Annotated in this window: 13 protein-coding genes; 10 read left to right on the top strand and 3 right to left on the bottom strand. The window is 71.9% G+C overall.

Translation table 11 applies throughout. The features are described from left to right. Positions 1-133: 133 nt before the first annotated feature. A complete protein-coding gene (locus ACIA77_RS45265; RefSeq protein ID WP_395892366.1) occupies positions 134-886 on the bottom strand; it encodes an LLM class flavin-dependent oxidoreductase in 753 nt (250 codons plus the stop codon). Between the two features lie 11 nt (positions 887-897). Further along, positions 898-2,859, bottom strand: coding sequence for an acetoacetate--CoA ligase (locus ACIA77_RS45260; RefSeq protein WP_395892365.1), 1,962 nt, complete (start codon positions 2,857-2,859; stop codon positions 898-900). A gap of 130 nt (positions 2,860-2,989) precedes the next feature. Here ACIA77_RS45260 and ACIA77_RS45255 point away from each other — a divergent pair, with 130 nt between their 5' ends. From ACIA77_RS45255 to ACIA77_RS45215, 9 genes are all read left to right on the top strand, one after another. Then, positions 2,990-3,976 (top strand): LLM class flavin-dependent oxidoreductase, encoded by a 987-nt coding sequence (locus tag ACIA77_RS45255; RefSeq protein ID WP_395892364.1) that lies wholly within the window; start codon positions 2,990-2,992, stop codon positions 3,974-3,976. A gap of 383 nt (positions 3,977-4,359) precedes the next feature. Next, complete coding sequence (locus ACIA77_RS45250; RefSeq protein ID WP_395892363.1) at positions 4,360-5,055, top strand: response regulator transcription factor; 696 nt, start codon at positions 4,360-4,362, stop codon at positions 5,053-5,055. Then, the gene (locus ACIA77_RS45245; protein WP_395892362.1) at positions 5,052-6,671 is read left to right on the top strand and encodes an ATP-binding protein; all 1,620 of its coding nucleotides are present in this window, start codon (positions 5,052-5,054) and stop codon (positions 6,669-6,671) included. The genes ACIA77_RS45250 and ACIA77_RS45245 overlap by 4 nt, the downstream gene beginning before the upstream one ends. 214 nt (positions 6,672-6,885) lie before the next feature. Next, positions 6,886-9,603, top strand: coding sequence for an AAA family ATPase (locus tag ACIA77_RS45240; RefSeq protein ID WP_395892361.1), 2,718 nt, complete (start codon positions 6,886-6,888; stop codon positions 9,601-9,603). 100 nt (positions 9,604-9,703) lie between these two features. Continuing rightward, positions 9,704-10,549 (top strand): alpha/beta fold hydrolase, encoded by an 846-nt coding sequence (locus tag ACIA77_RS45235; RefSeq protein ID WP_395892360.1) that lies wholly within the window; start codon positions 9,704-9,706, stop codon positions 10,547-10,549. Positions 10,550-10,815: 266 nt separating this feature from the next. Further along, positions 10,816-11,760 (top strand): methylenetetrahydrofolate reductase, encoded by a 945-nt coding sequence (locus ACIA77_RS45230; RefSeq protein ID WP_395892359.1) that lies wholly within the window; start codon positions 10,816-10,818, stop codon positions 11,758-11,760. Between the two features lie 302 nt (positions 11,761-12,062). Continuing rightward, on the top strand, positions 12,063-13,370 hold the full coding sequence (locus ACIA77_RS45225; RefSeq protein WP_395892358.1) for an ammonium transporter: 1,308 nt from the start codon (positions 12,063-12,065) through the stop codon (positions 13,368-13,370). Next, the gene (locus ACIA77_RS45220) at positions 13,367-13,705 is read left to right on the top strand and encodes a P-II family nitrogen regulator (RefSeq protein ID WP_395892357.1); all 339 of its coding nucleotides are present in this window, start codon (positions 13,367-13,369) and stop codon (positions 13,703-13,705) included. Before ACIA77_RS45225 ends, ACIA77_RS45220 begins: the two co-directional genes overlap by 4 nt. 496 nt (positions 13,706-14,201) lie before the next feature. Continuing rightward, entirely contained in the window at positions 14,202-14,834 is a 633-nt protein-coding gene (locus ACIA77_RS45215; RefSeq protein WP_395892356.1) for a GAP family protein, read from the top strand. 10 nt (positions 14,835-14,844) lie between these two features. Here ACIA77_RS45215 and ACIA77_RS45210 read toward each other — a convergent pair whose 3' ends face one another. Continuing rightward, on the bottom strand, positions 14,845-15,723 hold the full coding sequence (locus tag ACIA77_RS45210; RefSeq protein WP_395892355.1) for a hypothetical protein: 879 nt from the start codon (positions 15,721-15,723) through the stop codon (positions 14,845-14,847). 334 nt (positions 15,724-16,057) lie between these two features. Here ACIA77_RS45210 and ACIA77_RS45205 point away from each other — a divergent pair, with 334 nt between their 5' ends. Next, the gene (locus ACIA77_RS45205) at positions 16,058-18,430 is read left to right on the top strand and encodes a HAMP domain-containing protein (RefSeq protein ID WP_395892354.1); all 2,373 of its coding nucleotides are present in this window, start codon (positions 16,058-16,060) and stop codon (positions 18,428-18,430) included.

Here is an 18,430-nt window from a genome sequence, read left to right as displayed (position 1 = left end):
CGACCAATCCTTCGTCGAATGGTGGGCCGAATACGACGCCAACGCCGACCAAGAAGAAGAACTCACCCAGACCTTCGCCCAAGGCGTCTACGGCAGCGGCATCGAAGGCCTGCGCAAACTGTTCGCCTAGCTCTCACGGAAGCAGCGCCCTGACCTGCCCGGGACCGGGCCCGCCGGGTCCGATCAGCACGACCGCGTCGTCGAAACCGGCTTCCGCGTAGCGCTGCAGCACCTCGCCGGTGGGTCCGAGGTCGTCCTTTCCGGACAACGGGATGGCGCACACGATCGCCCGCCGCCCACCGGCGGCCCGGAACCGTTGGTGGGCGGCGATGATCTGTTCGGGGGTGCGGCGGTAGGCCGACGCCAGCCAGCCGTCGAACTCCCGCGCGGCCCGCTCGACGTTGGCACCCCAGGAGCCGAGGAGAAGCGGCGGCCGGCCGGCGGCGGGTGGCGCGGGAGCGAGGTCGGCGCGCTCGTCCCGCCCGTGGTCGAGCAGGCGCCGCACCCGCGGCAGGTTCTCGTCGAAGGTGCGGAAGCGCGCGGCGTAGTCCCGGTCGAAGACGGCGTAGTCGACGTCGGTCGACCCGGGGCTGACGCCGAGGGTCAAGCGGTCGCCGCACACGGACCTGAGCGACAGGATCCGGTGCGCGAGGTCGGCGGGGTGGTGCAGCGGCACCTGCACGGTGGCCGTGCCGACTTCCACACCCTCGGTGGCGGTCGCCGCGACCGCCAAGGTGACGAACGGGTCCGGGACCAGGAAACCGCGCCCGATCACCTGGGGTGTCCACAAGCTTTCGAAACCTTCGCCCGCCAAGCGTTTCGCCCACTCGGCGATCGCGATCGGCGGCCCCGGCGTCAGGTAAGCGAGTGTCGCGCCCAACCGCATGCGCGCTCCCTTCAGCGGGCCGAGGTGAACCGGTCCGTGGCGAACCGCGCGTACCAGCGCAGCGCGTCCGGATCGTCGACGGAGGCGAGGTTCGCGGCCTTCGCAAGCTCTTTGCCCGCCAGGAGTTTCTTGATCGGGACCTCGAGCCGCTTGCCGCTCAAGGTGTGCGGCACGGCGGGCGCCTCGACGATCTCGTCCGGGACGTGCCGAGGGGTCAGGCGCGTCCGCAGCGTGGTGACGATCTTTTCCTTGAGCGCGTCGTCGAGTTCCTGTCCGGGCGCCGGAACCACGAACAGCCCCAGCCAGTACGCGTTGTCGGGCAAGTCGATCCCGATCACCAGGGTCTCGGTGATCTCCGGCATGGCCTCCAGCACGTCGTAGAAGTCGCCGCTGCCCAGCCGCACGCCCTGGCGGTTGAGCGTCGAGTCCGACCGGCCGTGGATGGAGACGCTGCCGTCGGAGTGCATCGTCACCCAGTCGCCGTGGCGCCACACCCCGGGCCAGGTGTCGAAGTAGGACTCGGTGTACCTGACGGCGCCGGGGTCGTTCCACAGGTACACCGGCATCGACGGCATCGGCTGGGTGATCACGAGGTCCCCGACGGAGTCGATCACCGGCTCGCCGTGCTCGTCCCAGGCCGCGCAGTCGACGCCGGCGAGCCGGCCGCCGATGCGGCCGACCTGGACCGGGGCGTACTCGCTGGCACCGACGAACGAGCCGGAGACGTCCGTACCACCGCTGGTCGAGTCGATCCGCAGGTCCGGGCTCACGTGGTCGGTGACCCAGTGGTAGTCCGCGGACGGCAGCGCCGAACCGCTGACCAGCACGTGCCGCAGCCGGCTCAGGTCGTGCTGCTGCCGAGGCGAGACCCCGGCTTTCGCGGTGGCCGTGATCACCGCGGCGCCGAGCAGCATGACGTCCGCGCGGGTCCGGGCCGCGACCTCCCAGACCGCGCTCGGCGGGTGGTTGGGGGCGCCCTCGTAGAGGGTGATCGCCGCGCCCTGGGTGAGCGCGCCCAGCTGCATGTTCCACAGCGCCCAGCCGGTCGAGGTGTAGGTGAACATCCGCTCCCCGGCCCGCAGTCCGCAGTACAGCCCGGACCACATCAGCCCTTGCAGCGTGATCCCGCCGTGGCCGTGGACCAGACCCTTGGGCAGGCCGGTGGTGCCGGAGGTGAACAGCACCCACAGCGGATGGGAGAATTCGACCTGCTCGAACACCAGCGGTTCGTGGTGGGCCAGAAGTTCATTCCACGGCGTGGAGCCTTCGGGGTGCCGCCGATCGAACACGTACGGCACGTGGACGAAGTGCCGCACGGTCGGAAGCTCCTCGCGCAGCCGCGCGACGACGTCGCCGCGGTCGATCTCCTTGCCGTTCCAGTGGTAGCCGTCCGTCGCGATGAGCACGGTGGGCTCCAGCTGCGCGAGGCGCCCGATGGTGCCGTCGGCGCCGAAGTCCGGGGAACAGCACGCCCACACAGCGCCGACCGCGGCGGTTGCGAGGCAAGCGATCACCGCGTGCTCGGTGTTGGGCAGGTAGGCGGCGACCCGGTCGCCGGGGCGCACGCCCGCCCGGCGCAGCCAGCCGGCCGCGGCCGCCACCGACCGGCGCAGGGCGCCGAAGGTGATCTCGCGCGCGGGCAGGCCGCCCTCCCGGACGCACACGAGCGCGGTGGCTTCGTCGGCTCCGTGGCGCAGCGCGTGCTGCGCCCAGTTCAGCCGCGCGCCGGGGAACCAGCGGGTGTGCGGCATGGGGTCGGCGGTGCGCACCCGCGTCCACGGCGTGGTGAAGCCGACGTCGTAGTAGCCGGCCACGGAGATCCAGAACCGGTCCAGGTCCTCGACCGACCAGGCCCAGAACGCGTCGTGGTCGGGGAACGGCCGCCCCTCACGCTTCTCCAGCCAGTTCAGGTACGCGCGCAACGCGGAGTTTTCGATGCGGTCCGCCGTGGGGCTCCAGAGCGTCTCGGCCATGGGAGAAACATAGAGACCGCTCACGGTCCTCGTCAGCGTTGTTGATGGGGAGTTGAGATTCGCGTGTGACCCGGTTGAGGTGACCGGCGCAGGCTCCGGGTGACGATGACGTCTCGAGGAGGCCGGACTCATGAAGCTCGCTCTCTACCTGCCCAACTTCCGCGACGAGGTGACCGTCAAGGAACTCGAAGACCTCACGGCCCTCGCCGAGGACCTCGACTTCGATTCCGTCTGGACGCTCGACCGGATCGTCGTCCCGGAAACCTCCGACCACGCGGAACTGCAGTACCCGTTCGGCATGATGACCGATCTGCCCAAGGCCCTGCCGGTCATCTCGCGGGGCAAGTGGTTCCAGGGCATGACGCTGATCCCGTGGCTCGCCGCCAAGACCACGAAGGTCCGGATCGGGATGAGCATCATCGACACCCCGTACCGCTCCCCCGGCGTGCTCGCCGCCGAACTCGCCACCCAGGACCACCTTTCCGGCGGCCGGCTCAACGTCGGCGTCGGCTCCGGCTGGATGCCCGAGGAGTTCGCCGCCGCCAGCGTTCCGCACCTGTTCGCGCGCCGGCACGCCCACGTGCGCGAGACGATCGAGATCATGCAGGGCATCTGGTCCCACGAGCTGTTCGAGTACCACGGCGAATTCGCCGACTTCCCGTTGTCGGGCTTCGGCCACAAGCCGATCCAGCAGCCCCTGCCCCTCTACTTCTCCGGGCTCAAGGATCCGAAGCGCTCGGCCAAGCGCATCGCGAAGTACGGCCTGCAAGGCTGGATCGGCATCCAGGACTCCCCCGAGGACATCAAGCGCTGGAAGGGCGAGATGGAGCGCGAGCTGGGCGAGCTCGGCCGCGGCTTCCCCGAGGGCTTCGACATGTGCAGCATGATCTGGTTCGTCATCACCGACGAGAAGATGGACCAGACCCCGGCCGGCAAGGCCACGAACCTGCTGGCGGGCTCCGCCCAGCAGATCGAGGACATCCTCAAGCGCTACAAGGAAGCCGGGTTGACGATGCCCCTATTGTGGCCGCCGTTCCGCGACGTGCCGACGGCCAAGACCCTCGACGACCTCAAGCGCCTGACCCAGGAGATCATGCCGAAGGTCAACGCCGCCTGACCTCCGTGCCGTGGCGCCGGCTCGGCCGCGGCAGTGTCGTCGACGACCTGGGCGGGCTCGCCGGTGACGGGAGTTCGCTCGGACGCTCGCCATCGGGGGCTCAGGCGCGGCGGGACCGGCCACACAGCGTGGCGCAGTCCCCACGCCGGCACTGCGCGCCGGACCGCAGCGTCGGCGGGCGGGCCGGCGGCGGGCACCCGCGCCATCGGGGGTTGAACGCCGAGCGGCTCTTCGCGCGAGGCAGTCGAAGCCGTGCCGCTGCCGTCCGGGCCGAAGACGACGTCGGGCCGGGTGATGGGCGCTCACTTGGCCAGAGCAGCGCAGGTGAGGCACGATGGGTGGTGGCCGCGGTGCGGCGGCCGACGCCGGTGAAGGGGCCTGCGATGAAGGCCAGCGCGACACTGCCCGGGCGGCTGGTCCTGGTCGTCGACGACGATCCCCGCGTCCGGACCGTGGTCAGCTGGCAGCTGGAGGCGGAGGGGTTCCGCGTCACCGAAGCGGCCGACGGCCGCCGCGCGCTGGAGGCCATCGCGCGCGAGCAGCTGGACCTCGTCATCCTCGACCTCGCCCTGCCCGGTGTCGGCGGCCTCGACGTGCTGCGCAGCCTCCGCGACGGCGAGCGCGCCCAGGGAGACACGGCGTTGCCCGTCATCGTGTTGTCCGGCCGCAGCGGGGAAACCGACCGGATCGTCGGCCTCGACCTCGGTGCCGACGACTACCTCGTCAAACCCTTCTCCCCCGGCGAACTCGCCGCCCGGGTGCGCTCGGTGCTGCGCCGGGTCTCCCCCGTGGAGCCGGTCGCGGCGGCCGGGCTGCGGATCGACCACGCCGCGCGGGAAGTCGTCCTCGACGGCCGGGAGATCACGATGACCGCCAAGGAGTTCGACCTGCTGGCTTTCCTGGCCCGGCACCCCCGCCAGGTGTTCACCCGGGGCCAGCTGCTCGCCCACGTCTGGGCCAGCGCCGCGGAGTGGCAGAGCGAAGCGACCGTCACCGAGCACGTCCACCGCCTGCGGCAGAAGCTCGGCGGCCAGGTGGTGCGGACCGTGCGCGGCGTCGGTTACCGGTTCGAGCCGTGACCGACGTCCGCGACACCACCACCGACACCGAAGCGCTGCTGCGGGCGCAGTCCGGCGTGCTGGAGCAGATCGCGGGCGGAGCACCGCTGGCGGAGGTGCTGACCGAGGTCGCGACCACGCTCGAGCGGCTCATGCCCGGGTGCCACTGCTCGATCCTGCTGCTCGACGTGGCCTCGGCGACGCTGCGCCACGGCGCGGCTCCGTCGCTGCCGGCCGCCTACTCCTCCTCCATCGACGGGCTCTCCATCGGCCGCGACGCCGGGTCGTGCGGCGCCGCGGCCTACCTGGGCGTGCCGGTCGTGGCCGAGGACGTGACCACCGACCCGCGCTGGGTCCGCTACCGCGCGCTCGCGGGCGCGCACGGGCTCCGGTCCTGCTGGTCGACGCCGATCCGCGGCCGGGACGGCGTCGTCGGCACCTTCGCCGTCTACCACGAGCGGAGCCACCAGCCGTCGCCTCGCGAGCGGGAGCTGGTCGGCCGGCTCACCCACCTGGCCTCGGTGGCCATCGACCACGACGCGCTCTTCGGCGCGCTCGCCGACAGCGAGGAGCGGTTCCGCCGCGCGTTCGACGACAACGTGGTCGGCATGGCCATCACCGAGCCGGACAGCGCCGTCACGCGGACCAACGCCGCGCTGCGGGACCTGCTGGGGCGGACGGAGTACGAGCTGGCCGGTGTCCGCCTCGACGAGCTGCTCAACGCGTCCGGTCCACCCCGGACTCCGTACGAGGCGAAGCTTCACCACCCCGACGGGCGCACGCTCGACCTGGTCGTCTCGCTCTCCCCGGTGGCCGGACCCGACGGCGTCCCGGTGCGGATGATCGCCAACGTCCTGGACGTCACCCAGCGGCGCGCCGCCGAACGGGAACGGCGAGCCCGCCGCGAAGCCGACGTCGCGCGCCAAGCCGCCGAGCAGGCCAGCCGGGCCAAAACCGACTTCGTCGCGGCCCTCGGTCACGAACTGCGCACCCCGCTGCAGGCGGTCACCGGGTTCACCGAGCTGCTCGGCTCGCTCGACCTGCCGCCGGAACGCCGCCGGGCGGCGCTGGACCACATCAGCACCGCCGCCGGGCACATCCTGGCCATGGTGGACGACATCCTCGACGTCGCCCGGATCGAAGCCCGCGCCCTGCCGCTGCACCCGGCGGACCTCGATGTCGCGACGGTGGTGACCGACGTCGTGCACCTCCTGGAACCGCTGGCCGAGGCCGAAAACGTGCGGTTCGTCCGCGACGGCGAACCGGCGACCGCGCACTGTGACGAGCGGCGGCTCAAGCAGGTCCTGCTGAACCTCGCCGGGAACGCCGTCCGCTACAACCGGCCGGGCGGGACCGTCACGGTCACCACGGGCACCGCCCCCGGCGCGGCGGTCGTCACCGTCACGGACGACGGCCGCGGCATCTCGCCCGACCACCTGCGGCGGCTGTTCACGCCGTTCGACCGGCTCGGCGTCGACACCGAACAAGGCATCGGGCTGGGCTTGCCGCTGGCGAAGGGGCTCATCGAGGCGATGGGCGGGCACCTAGCGGTCACCAGCGCCCCGGGCGAGGGCACGACGGTCGCGGTGACTGTGCCGCGCCGGAAATCCGTTGCGGCGAACCACAACCCGCGGTGAACGACGCCGTCCCGCGGCTCGAGTGATCTGCGCCGGAAGCGCAGCCGCCTGACCGGCCGTCACGGCGCTGGTGGATTCGCTCGCGGAGACCTGGCAGGCACGTTCCGGAGCGACCGGCCCGGTGTTGTCGAGATGCCTGTTCTGTCACCAAGGCCTGGTATACCGTCGCAGCGTGCCACCACGGGTCGATGCGCGGCGGAACTGACGTCGGCCGATGTTCACGGGCCGCCGCGTCGAATGTGCCGCACTCGACCAGCTCATCGGAGCTCTCCGGGCGGGGGAAAGCCGCACGCTGCTGGTCCGCGGCGAACCGGGTGTCGGCAAGACCGCGCTGCTGGAGCAGCTGGCCGAGCGGGCGACCGGGTGCCGCGTCACGCGGGCCGCGGGTGTTCAGTCCGAGATGGAGCTGGCGTTCGCCGGGCTGCACCAGCTGTGCCTGCCGATGCTGGGGCGGGCGGGGCGGCTGCCGGTACCGCAGCGGGAGGCGTTGCTGACGGCGTTCGGGCTGAGTTCGGGGCCCGCGCCGGACCGGTTCCTGATCGGCCTCGGGGTGCTGGGCTTGCTGTCCGACGCGGCCGAGGAACGGCCGCTGCTGTGCCTGATCGACGACCAGCAGTGGCTCGACCGCGCCTCGAAGCAGGTGCTGGCGTTCGTCGCCCGGCGCCTCGACGCCGAGTCGGTCGGCATGGTCTTCGGCGTGCGTGATCCCGGGCCGGAGCTCGGCGGGCTGCCGGAGTTGGTGGTCGGCGGCCTGCCCGACGCGGACGCGCGGGCACTCCTGGCCTCGGTGCTGACCGCGCCCCTGGACACCCGGGTCCAGGACCAGATCGTGGCGGAGACCCGGGGCAACCCGCTGGCGCTGATGGAGATCCCGCGCGGCTTGACGCCGGCGGAGCTGGCGGGCGGGTACGGGCTGCCCACGGTGGTGCTGCCCTGGGGCGGCGTCGAAGATCGCCTGCGCGACCGGATGGGCAAGCTCCCGGCCGAGACCCGCCTCCTGCTGCTGCTCGCGGCGGCCGACCCGACCGGCGACCCGGCGCTGGTGTGGCGAGCGGCGGCGTGCCTCGGCATTCCGCCGGAGGCGGCGGGCCCCGCGGTCGAAGCCGACCTGGCCGAGCTCGACGTCCGGGTGCGGTTCCGGCATCCCCTGGTCCGCTCGGTCGCCTACCAGTCGGGCTCGCGCCCGCAGCGGAGGGAAGTCCACCGCGCGCTGGTGGCGGCGACCGACGAGGCGTCCGATCCGGATCGCCGGGCCTGGCACCGGGCGCAGGCCGCGGCCGGCCCGGACGAGGACGTCGCCACGGAGCTGGAGCGCTCCGCCGGCCGGGCCCGCACGCGCGGCGGGGCGACCGCGGAAGCCGCGTTCCTGTGGCGCGCGGTGACGTTGACCATCGATCCCGTCCGGCGAGCCGGCCGGGCGCTGGCCGCCGCGCAGGCCGAGGCGAAGGCCGGCGCGTTCGACGTCGCGGTGGACCTGCTCACGCTCGCGGAGGCGGGACCGCTCGACGAACTGCAGCACGCTCACTGCGAACTGCTCCGAGCCCAGCTCGCGTTCGCCACCAACCGCGGCCGGGACGCGTCGCCGCTGCTGGTGACGGCGGCCACGCGGCTCGAGGCGATCGACGCCGACCTGTCCGGCGCGACCTACCTGCAGGCGCTGTCGGCCGCGATGTTCGCGGGCCGACTGGCCGAACCCGCCGGGGATTCGGCGACGGTGGCCCGCGCGGCCCGGACGGCGCCGCGGCCGGTGCGCAGCCACCCGGCGCGCGCCCTGCTCCTCGACGGCCTGGCCGGCCTGTTCACGCGGGGGTACGAGGCGTGCTTGCCGGCGCTGCGCCGCGCCGTCGCCGCGTTCGACGCCGGGATCCCGGCCGAGGAACAGCTGCCGTCACTCTGGCTGGTGTGCGTCGCCGCCCTCCAGCTGTGGGACGACGAGCGCTGGGACGCGCTCTCGCGCCGCTACGTCGACCTGGCGCGGGAGACCGGCGCGCTCAGCGAGCTGCCGCTCGCCCTCAGCATGCGGGCCCACGTCCTGCTGTTCGCCGGGGAGCTGACCACCGCCGCGTCGATGGTCGACGAAGTCGCGGCCGCCGCGGAGGCGACGGGCAGCCGGATCGCGCCGTACGGTGCGATGGCCCTGGCCGCGTTGCGCGGCAGTCCCGCCGAGGCGCTTCCCCTGATCGAAGCCGCCACCACCGACCTGCAGCAGCGCGGGGAAGGCGTCGGGATCTCCGCGGCCGAACTGGCGACCGCGCTGCTGCGCAACGGTCTCGGCCACTACCGGGAAGCGATGGCCGCGGCCGAGCAGGCGGCCGGCCACCCAGGGGATCTCGGCATCGCGAACTGGGCCACCGTCGAGCTCGTCGAAGCGGCCGAACGCAGCGGCGAGCACGACGTGGCGCTCGACGCGCAGCGCCGGCTCGCCGAGGTCACCGACGTCACCGGGACCGACTGGGCGCTGGGCGTGGCGGCGCGGGCGGGCGCGCTCCTGGCGCACGGGGAGGACGCCGACCGCCTCTACCGAGAATCGATCACGCGGCTCGGCCGCACCCGGCTGCGCACCGACCTGGCCCGGGCGCACCTCCTCTACGGCGAGTGGCTGCGCCGGGAGCGCCGCCGCGTGGAAGCTCGCCGGCAGCTGCGCACAGCCCACGAGCTGCTGGAGACCATAGGGATGGCGGCGTTCGCGGAGCGGGCCGGCCGGGAGCTGGCGGCGACCGGCGAGACCGCTCGCAAGCGGACCGTCCCGGTCACGACCGGGCTGACCGCCCAGGAGAACCAGATCGCCCGGCTGGCCCGCGACGGGCTGTCGAACCCGGAGATCGGCTCCCGGCTCTACATCAGCGCCCGCACCGTGCAGTACCACCTGCGCAAGGTGTTCAGCAAGCTCGGCATCAGCTCGCGCCGCCAGCTCGACCAGGTGCTGCCCTAGCGACTGGCCGGTCCGCCTGTCCACCGGCGGATACGAAGGCCTCGGGGCCGGTCCGAGAATTGCCGCGCGAGAGCGAGGAAGCCAGCCTGCGAGGAGAGCCATGCCGTTCGTCACGGTCGGCACCGAGAACACTGCCGACATCAGGATCCACTACTCCGACCACGGCAGCGGCCAGCCCGTGGTGCTGATCCACGGCTACCCCCTCGACGGGAACTCGTGGGAGCGGCAGGAACTGGCGCTGCTCGCGGCCGGCTACCGCGTCATCACCTACGACCGGCGCGGGTTCGGCCGGTCCAGCCGGCCCACCACCGGCTACGACTACGACACGTTCGCCGCCGACCTCGACATCCTGCTCGAGCACCTCGAACTGACCGGCATCGTGCTCGGCGGGTTCTCGATGGGCACCGGCGAGGTCACCCGCTACCTGAGCCGGTACGGCTCCGCCCGGGTGGCGAAGGCGGTCATGCTCGGGGCGATCCCGCCGTTCCTGCTCAAGACACCGGACAACCCCGAGGGCGTGGCCGGATCCGTGTTCGACGGCATCAAGGAGATGGTCGTCCGCGACCGCTACGCCTGGTTCGAGCAGTTCCTCGACGACTTCTCCAACGTCGACGAACTGGCCGAAAGCCGGATCAGCAAACCCGCCTGGCGGGCCGCTTTCGCCGTGGCCGCCGGCGCATCCCCGTACGCCAGCTACGCGTGCGTCGACACGTGGCTGACCGACTTCCGCCCCGACTTGCCCAAGATCGACGTGCCGACCCTGGTGGTGCACGGCACCCGCGACCGGATCCTGCCGTACGAGGCGACCGCGAAGCGCCTGCCCGGATTGATCACCGACCTGACGCTCGTCGCCGTCGACGGCGGGCCGCACAACATCGGCTGGACCCATCCCGACGAGGTCAACGGCGCACTGCTGGATTTCCTCGCCGGCCGCCCTGAAACCTGACCACGGTGCCAGGGCTACCGGGCACGTCCGATGTGGACGGCCGGCGGATCGTGGCAGGAGTCAACGCCCCCGAGGCGTCCACATCCGCGCTGCACCGGGCCACCGGTCGAGCCAGGCCGACCGGTGCGCACCCGCACGTGGTGCCGGCGTTGCCGCCCGTTTCGCCGGCGTTGCGCCGCTGCAGGTCGGACAGGAAGAGATGGCGCCGGCCACGTCCGGCCAGGTCGTCGGCCGCAGGCCGGGGATGAGCTGCTAACTTCCGCGCCATGGTGGACCACAGCGACAGCACTGCTCTCCGAAGGCTGGTGACCGACGCCGAAAGCGGTGTTCTCCTGTTCGGCCTCACACCGCCCCGCCTGAGCACCACGCCCGAGCGGATCCGGGAGATCACCGCGGCCACCTTGGCGCGGCTGGCCGTCCTCGACGTGGACGGTCTGGCGCTGTACGACATCGACGACGAGAGCGATCGCAATCCGGCGGAGCGGCCGTTCCCCTACCTGCCGACGATCGATCCTGCGACGTACCACGCGGAGTACCTCGGCGAGTGGAACCGTCCCGCGGTCATCTACCGGTGCGTCGGCAAGTACACCGAGCCGGAATTGCGGACCTGGCTGCGGACGGCCGACCCGGACCGCGTGCTCACCGTTTTCGTCGGCGCGTCCTCGACGGGCAAAGCGGTGCGGACGCGCCTGTCCGAGGCGCAGGCGCTGCGCCGGGACGTCCGCCCGGACCTGGTCCTCGGCGGCGTCGCCATCACCGAACGCCGCGACGAGCACCTGCGGCTGATCACCAAGCAGCAGGCGGGCTGCGCGTACTTCATTTCGCAGGTGATCTACAGTGCCGACGCGGCGAAGAGCATGGTCTCCGACTACTTCTACGCCTGCCGCGAGCGGCGGCTCGAACCGAAGCCCGTCCTGTTCACGCTCTCGGTGTGCGGCTCGGTGAAGACGCTCGAGTTCCTCAAGTGGCTCGGAGTCCACGTCCCCCGCTGGCTGGAGAACTCCCTGCTCCACGCCGACGACACGCTCGCCGAATCGTACGAGCAGTGCCTGACGAACGCCCGGGACCTGACCGCCTTCTGCCGCAAGCTCGGCACGCCGTTCGGCTTCCTCGTGGAGAGCGTGTCCATCCGCAAGGCCGAGATCGAGGCCTCGGTCGCCCTCGCCGGCGAACTGAGCGGACTGCTCGGACGGGGCGAACCACCGGTCTGAGGCCGGGCCTGAAGCGCCGCGGCGGCGACAACGGATTTCCCTGCTGCAACCGCGAAGCCGAACCGATGAGCCGCTGAGCTGCGGTGCAGACCTGATCGTGGTAAAGACCGGGCCCCGCGCGGCGGAGCACGTCCGCTGATCTGTCCTTTCCGGACAGTCCACGCCGGATCGTCAGTCCCATTACTCCGGTTCACCCGTTATGCCCGGTTGCGGGTAGGTGGCGGACTCACGGCGGAAACACGCCTGTAACACCACCCGGTTAGCTTCCTGCGGCTGGCAGGTGAGACGAGGAGAGTCCGAGCGTGGTGGATACCGGAAGCACGGCGTGGTTGCTCGGCAGCGCGGCACTGGTGATGCTGATGACGCCGGGCCTCGCGCTGTTCTACGGCGGGATGGTCCGCGCGCGCAGCGTGCTGAACGTGATGGCGATGACGTTCATCTGCCTCGCGACCGTCGGCCTCATCTGGGTGATCTACGGGTACGCGCTCGCGTTCGGCACCGATTGGTTCGGCGGGCTGCTCGGCGATCTGCGGCTGGCCGGTCTGCACGGGGTCGCGGAGCAGACGGTCGGGCCGGCGGGGAACAAGGTGCCGCTGTTCGCCTTCGTCGCCTTCCAGATGATGTTCGCGGTGATCACGGTGGCACTGCTGGCCGGCGCGATCGCCGAGCGGGCGAAGTTCTGGACCTGGACGGTGTTCTCCGTCGTGTGGGTCACGCTGGTGTACGTGCCGGTGGCGCACTGGGTGTTCGCCCCCGACGGGTGGATCGCGACCAAGCTGCACGTGCTGGACTTCGCGGGCGGCACCGTCGTCGAAGTGAATTCGGGGGCCGCCGCGCTGGCGCTGGCGATCGTGCTGGGCCGCCGGCACGGCTGGCCGAAGCAGGCCGCCCGGCCGCACAACCTGCCGTTCGTGATGTTCGGCGCCGGCCTGCTGTGGTTCGGCTGGTTCGGTTTCAACGCCGGCTCCGCGCTGGCCGCGAAGAACCTGGCCGCCACTTCGTTCCTGAACACCACCGTCGCCGGGGCGGCCGCGGTGCTGGGCTGGCTGCTCGTCGAGCAGTTCCGCGACGGGAAACCGACCACCCTCGGCGCCGCGTCCGGCGCGGTGGCCGGGCTGGTCGGGATCACCCCCGGGTGCGCCTACGTCGAACCGCTCGGCGCGATCGCGATCGGCGTGGTGGCGGGCGTGGTGTGTTCGTTCGCGGTGGGCCTGAAGTACCGGTTCGGGTTCGACGACGCGCTGGACGTGGTCGCGGTGCACGGCCTCGGCGGGTTCGTCGGCACGCTGCTGATCGGCTTGTTCGCGACCGTCGACGTGGATCCGCAGGGGGTCGACGGCCTGTTCTACGGCGGCGGCTTCGGCCAGCTGTGGCGCCAGGCGGCCGGGACGTTCGCGGTACTAGGCTACTCGCTGGTCGTGACCTTCCTGATCGGCTGGGTCATGCACAAGTTCATGGGATTCCGGCTCGACCGCGAGGCTGAGATCGACGGTGTCGACGAGGCCGAGCACGCCGAAGGCGCGTACGAGCTGGCAGTCCAATCCGGACGCCGGGGCGCGCCCTCCGGCGTCCTGGGATCGCACCGGCCGGCGCGCGAGGAGACTCGATGAAGCTGCTGACCGCCGTCGTCAAACCGTTCGTGCTCGACGACGTCCGGGTTGCCCTGCAGGAACTCGGCATCGCGGGCATGACGGTCACCGAGGTCCGCGGGTACGGCCGGCAGAAGGGCCACACCGAGATCTACCGGGGCGCCGAGTACGAGATCGATTTCATCACCAAGTACCGGCTGGAGATCCTCCTCGACGACGAGGAGGTCGAGGCCGCGCTGCGGACGGTGCGCGAAACCGCGCACACCGGCAAGATCGGCGACGGCAAGATCTGGGTCACGCCCGTGGAGACCGTCGTCCGCGTCCGCACCGGCGAACGCGGATCCGACGCGCTGTAGGCCCGGCATCGGCGGCGAGCCCCCGGTTTGATCCATTGTGGACAAACCGCGCCGCACCGCGTACGTGCGATCTTCGGCCAGTGGACCGGGCACGAAGAACGGAGCCCAGGTCAGCGAGCCCTCGCAGTGCCGCGGCCTCCGCCGGACCTGGACCCGTACACGTCACCTGTACCGGGTGATGTCCTGGGCGATCCGCGACGTCGAGCCTGGCACTGGTGGGTGCGTCCGGCGCACCCACCGGCACCACCAGGAGTCGCGCCGATGACGCCCGCCGGTGCGACCGTGAATGGTGGCCCGGCTCGCCGGACCCGGAGAGCGGAAGAGCCACACCGTCGTCACGGAGAGGAATTCCCCCACAACGAAGAGCCCTATCGCACCACGTGAGCGCGGCTGACCGCCGCCCCGCGCACCCGACACCCCTCTTGGGGCCACCTGCGGGCACTGACGAACCCATCCGGTCGCACTGCACGAGGACAGGAGGAGGTGGCGGAGCGCGATGTTGGCCGAAGCGGTTCCCGCCGCGCTCGGTGCGGCGATCTACCCGCCCGCCTTGCTGTTCATGGCCTTCCTGCTGGTCAACCCCCATCCCCGGAAACGGGCGCTGATCTTCCTGGCCGGCGCCGCGCTCATCACGCTCGGCTTCGGCTTCCTCTCGGTGTTCGTCCTGCAGAGCAGCGGAGCCGAGAGCACCCACCACCGCACCGTGCCGGCCTGGATCGACCTGGCCATCGGGATTCTGCTGGTGGCCTTCGCCCTGCTGATCTACTTCCGGCCGCCACGCGGGCCCAAGGCCGCGAAGAAGCGCCGCGAACTCGGCGTGATCGGATTGCTGACCATCGGCCTGCTGATGTACACGCCGGCACCGCTGTACCTGGCTTCGCTGCACGCCGTCGCGAAGGCGCACAGCACCCTGCTGGTGACCGTGCTGAGCATCGTCCTCGTCGCCGTGATCTACATGCTGCTGATCGAGATACCGATCCTCGCCCACGCCATCTGGCCGGAGACGACGGTCCGCTGGGTCACCGCCGTGAACACCTGGCTGGCCAAGCACGGCCGCACGATCATCATCATCGTGGCGGCGGGGTTCGGCAGCTACCTCATCGTCTCGAGCATCGTCCACCTCGTGTGATCGGCGACGGTCACGGCTTGCCCAGATCGGCGTCCACGAGAGCGCCGACGACCTGTTCCCGGTGCTGCGGCGAATCTCGGACGGTGCGGCTCATCTCGACGTGCAGGAACGCGGTGTCGTCCTCGGCGGCGGCCTTGCCCTGGACGTTCGTGGAGCCCTCCAGCCCCGTGCACCGGTCGGCCCAGGCGCGGCACACGGCGAAGCCGGCCGCCGTCAGCCGGTCGGCGGCGCGGTGGGCGGCACCGCCGGCGGTGGCGGCACCCGACGACAGCACGATGTCCGTCGACGGCAGGTTCTCGTTGTGAAAACCGTGCAGCTGCACCTGAGTCAGCCCGCGGGCGGCCAGCGAAGCCGCGACGACGTGGAACACCGAGTCCTCTTCGTGGGCGACGTCGGCGTGGCTGTCGTCGGCCTTCCGGTGCGCCCCGGCGACCAGCAGCACCGCGCCGGGCACCCGCCGGAACAGGTCCACGCCGAACAGCTCCGTCCGCAAGTCGAACGCCGGGTGCGGCACCTCGACGACCAGCGACGGCGGCGCCGAGCGGTCGATCACGTACATCCCCCACGCTCGTCTGGTGCCGGGTTCGCTAGTCGCGATCGTGTAAGGCCGTCCGGTCGCCGGATCGACGCGGTCCTCGACCGAGAAACCGAGTTTCCGCAAGTCCCCGGTGTCCCGGCGATCGAGCAACGCGGTGAAGCCCGTGGCGGCCGTCCGCCGTTCAGCGGCGATGGGCGGGCGGTAGGCCTGGTCCGCGGACAGGGCCGAGGTGAACTCCGTGACCAGCGTGTCCAGACCGGCTTCCGGCCCGTGCGCCTCGGGCGCCGGCGAGGCTCCGGGCAGCAGCAGGAGGGTCAGCGCCAGAGCCAAGGCCAGGCCGACGCCAACCACACTGAGTAACACTCGACGTGACCCGATCACCATATCCAGTGTACGGATTCGCTCCATCCGCCAGCCTTGGCCCCGTTTGCGAGAACCAGAAGACTTGTAACACTACTGTCGGTTTGGTTGATACGTTCATGGCACCCGAATGGGTGGAAACGTTCCGCGAACGGCCGGAAGGCCGGCGATCCTGTCGGATCGAGCGACTGAAAGGGCCCCGGGGGACCAGGTGAACCGGCCGAGAGACTCCGTCGACCGTGCTGCGCGGCTTCGCGCGCAAATCCCCGAGGCGGGTTTTCCGCGAGGGGCCGGGGTCGCGTCGGCGACCACCTTCGTGTTGCTGGTGCTGATCGCCGTTCTCACGGCGGTTTACCTCTCGACCGCCGGGCCGCTGTCGCTGATCCACGCGGACGACGCCGCGGGCGCGGTTTCCGGCGAGGTCGCCGCCGACCAGCAGCGGGCGACCACCGCGCTCGCGCAGAGCGTCGCGACCTCGGCCTCCTCGGTCGCGGACGACCTGCAGATCGCTGCCAGTTCCGGAGTGTTCGACACCGCCGACGACGCCGCGCTGCTCACCCGGCTCGGCGAGACGTATCCGGACTGGCGCGGCACGGCCGTGTACGACCCGGGGAAGAACAAGGTCCTCGCGGCGCACGGCGAGCCGGTGCCCGTGGAGACGTTGCGCGGGGTCGCGGTCGTCAAGCTCACCCTCCGCCCGGTCGCCCGTGCCGGTGCCGCTCCGCTCGTGCTCACCGCGTTCCCGCTCGGTGGCGCCCGGGCCGGCCGGCTCCTCGTCGTTTCGGCGGCGTTGCGCGAAACCACCGGGGATCTGGACAAAACGGCGCGGCAGCAGGTTCGCGTGGTCACCACCGACGGCGCCGTCCTGCACTCGCTCGGCACCGCCGTGCCCGAGCAGGACACCGCCGCGCGAGAGCTGCTCACCCGCGCCGCGACGGCCGCCGGCGCGGGTCAGTCCGGTGTCCTCACCGGGGACGCCGGCGGTGAACCCGCCCGGCCGACCGCCCCGGTCGTCTCCTACGCGCCGGTGACGTCGGGCGCGATCGGCGGGAGCCTCGGCCTGTCGGTGGTGTCGCTGAGCCGGGTGCCGGTCGAGCCGGTGCCCGCCCGCTGGCCCGGCCTGATCCCGGCGGCCGCGCTCCTCGGCCTCGCCTCGGCCGGTTTCCTGCTGCTGCGCCGCGCGGTCGTGGCACCGATCCGGCGCCTGCGCACCGACGCTCTCGCCATCGCGGCGGGCGTGCTCGCCGAGCGCGTCCGGCAGTCGCGGATCCGCGAGGTCAACCGGGTGACCACCGCCGTCGAGCGCTACCGGGCCAAGCTGCGCCGGCGGAAGCCGGCGGCGCGCGTGCGGCCGTTGTTCTCCGCCCGGTTCGTGATCGTCGTGGTCTCGCTCGCGTTGCTCGGGTGGTCGGGTGCTGTCGCCGCGACGCTCGGCCGGCAGCACGCCGAGGTCTCGCCGGCGCTGCTCAGCGAGCACGGTGTTCGCGTCGCGCGGTCGGCCGACACCCTGCGCCGCAGCCTCGTCGAAGGCCTGACCGATCTGCGCTCGCTCGCCCGGCTGGCCGCGGGGAAGCAGCCGGATCAGGTGCGCGGCATGCTCGGTCAGCTCGCCGACAGCGAAAGCCGCTTCCGCAGCGTCTACGTCGCCGACGCGCAGGGCGGCGTGGTGCTGCAGGCCGGGCGCGAGTCGTTGCGCGAGCCCGGGAAACTGCCCACCGGCGAAGGCCTGCGCCAGCACAACACCAGCGGCCGCGTCCCGGTCGTCTACGCGTTCACCCCGCTGCCCGGCTCGGCGAACACCCTCGTCGGCGAGTACGACGTGCCGCGCATGGCCGAGCTGCTCGGCTCCGCGGGCGGCCGCGTGCGCGTCGTCGACGAGGGGAAGCGCACGATCGCCGACACCGAGGGCTACCTGGCCTTCGCCCCGCTCACCGATCCCGCTCTGATCCAGAACGTGGAAGCGGCGCAGTCCGGAAAGGACGCTCGCGAGACGACGTCCGCGTCGCTCGTCGCGGCACAGCGGCTTTCGGCTGAGGGCACCACCGCGTCGTTGAAGTGGGTTGTCGTCGCCGAGCAGCCGATCGGTTCGCTCGGCCTCGCGGACAACACCGTCCGAGCCGGCGCGCGCGTGGCGGCGCTGCTCGTCGCCGTCGTCGCGCTGCTGCTGTTCGGCTGGCACCTGCTGATCGTCGTGCGGCCGTTGCGCCGCGTCGGGGACGCGGCGGCCCGGATCGCCGCGGGCGACACCGGCGACGTCGTCTACCCGCAGCGCCACGACGAGATCGGCACCATCGCTTCGTGCGTCGAAATCTGCCGGCAAGCGCTCGCCGAGGGCGCGGACCGCCTCGGTGAGGTCCGCCGCCCGGCCGGCGCGGCGACGGACAAGACCGAGCTGTTCCAGCGCGTCCGCCGGGAAGCCGGCCCCCGGCGGGCCAAGGCGAGGGCCGCGCAGCAGGAACCGGCTCCGGCTCGCAAGCCGGCCCGGACCGACCACCGGGACCGGGGCGAATCGGGGCCACCGCGGGACGAGCGGCGGCGCGAACCGGCCGCCGGACCGCGCCGGCGGCCGCCGGTGCGGACGCAGCAGGTTCCCGCGCCCCAGTCACGCACGCAGAACCCGCCGCCGGCCCGGGCCCTGACCGCCGAAGAGCAGGCCCGCCGGGATTACCTGCGCTGGCTGGACGAAGCCGGAGTCTGA

The organism is Amycolatopsis sp. NPDC051903 (assembly GCF_044452505.1).
GTDB lineage: Bacteria > Actinomycetota > Actinomycetes > Mycobacteriales > Pseudonocardiaceae > Amycolatopsis.
The sequence above is the reverse complement of the archived record's forward strand: the minus strand, read 5'-3'. Positions and strand labels throughout refer to the sequence as shown.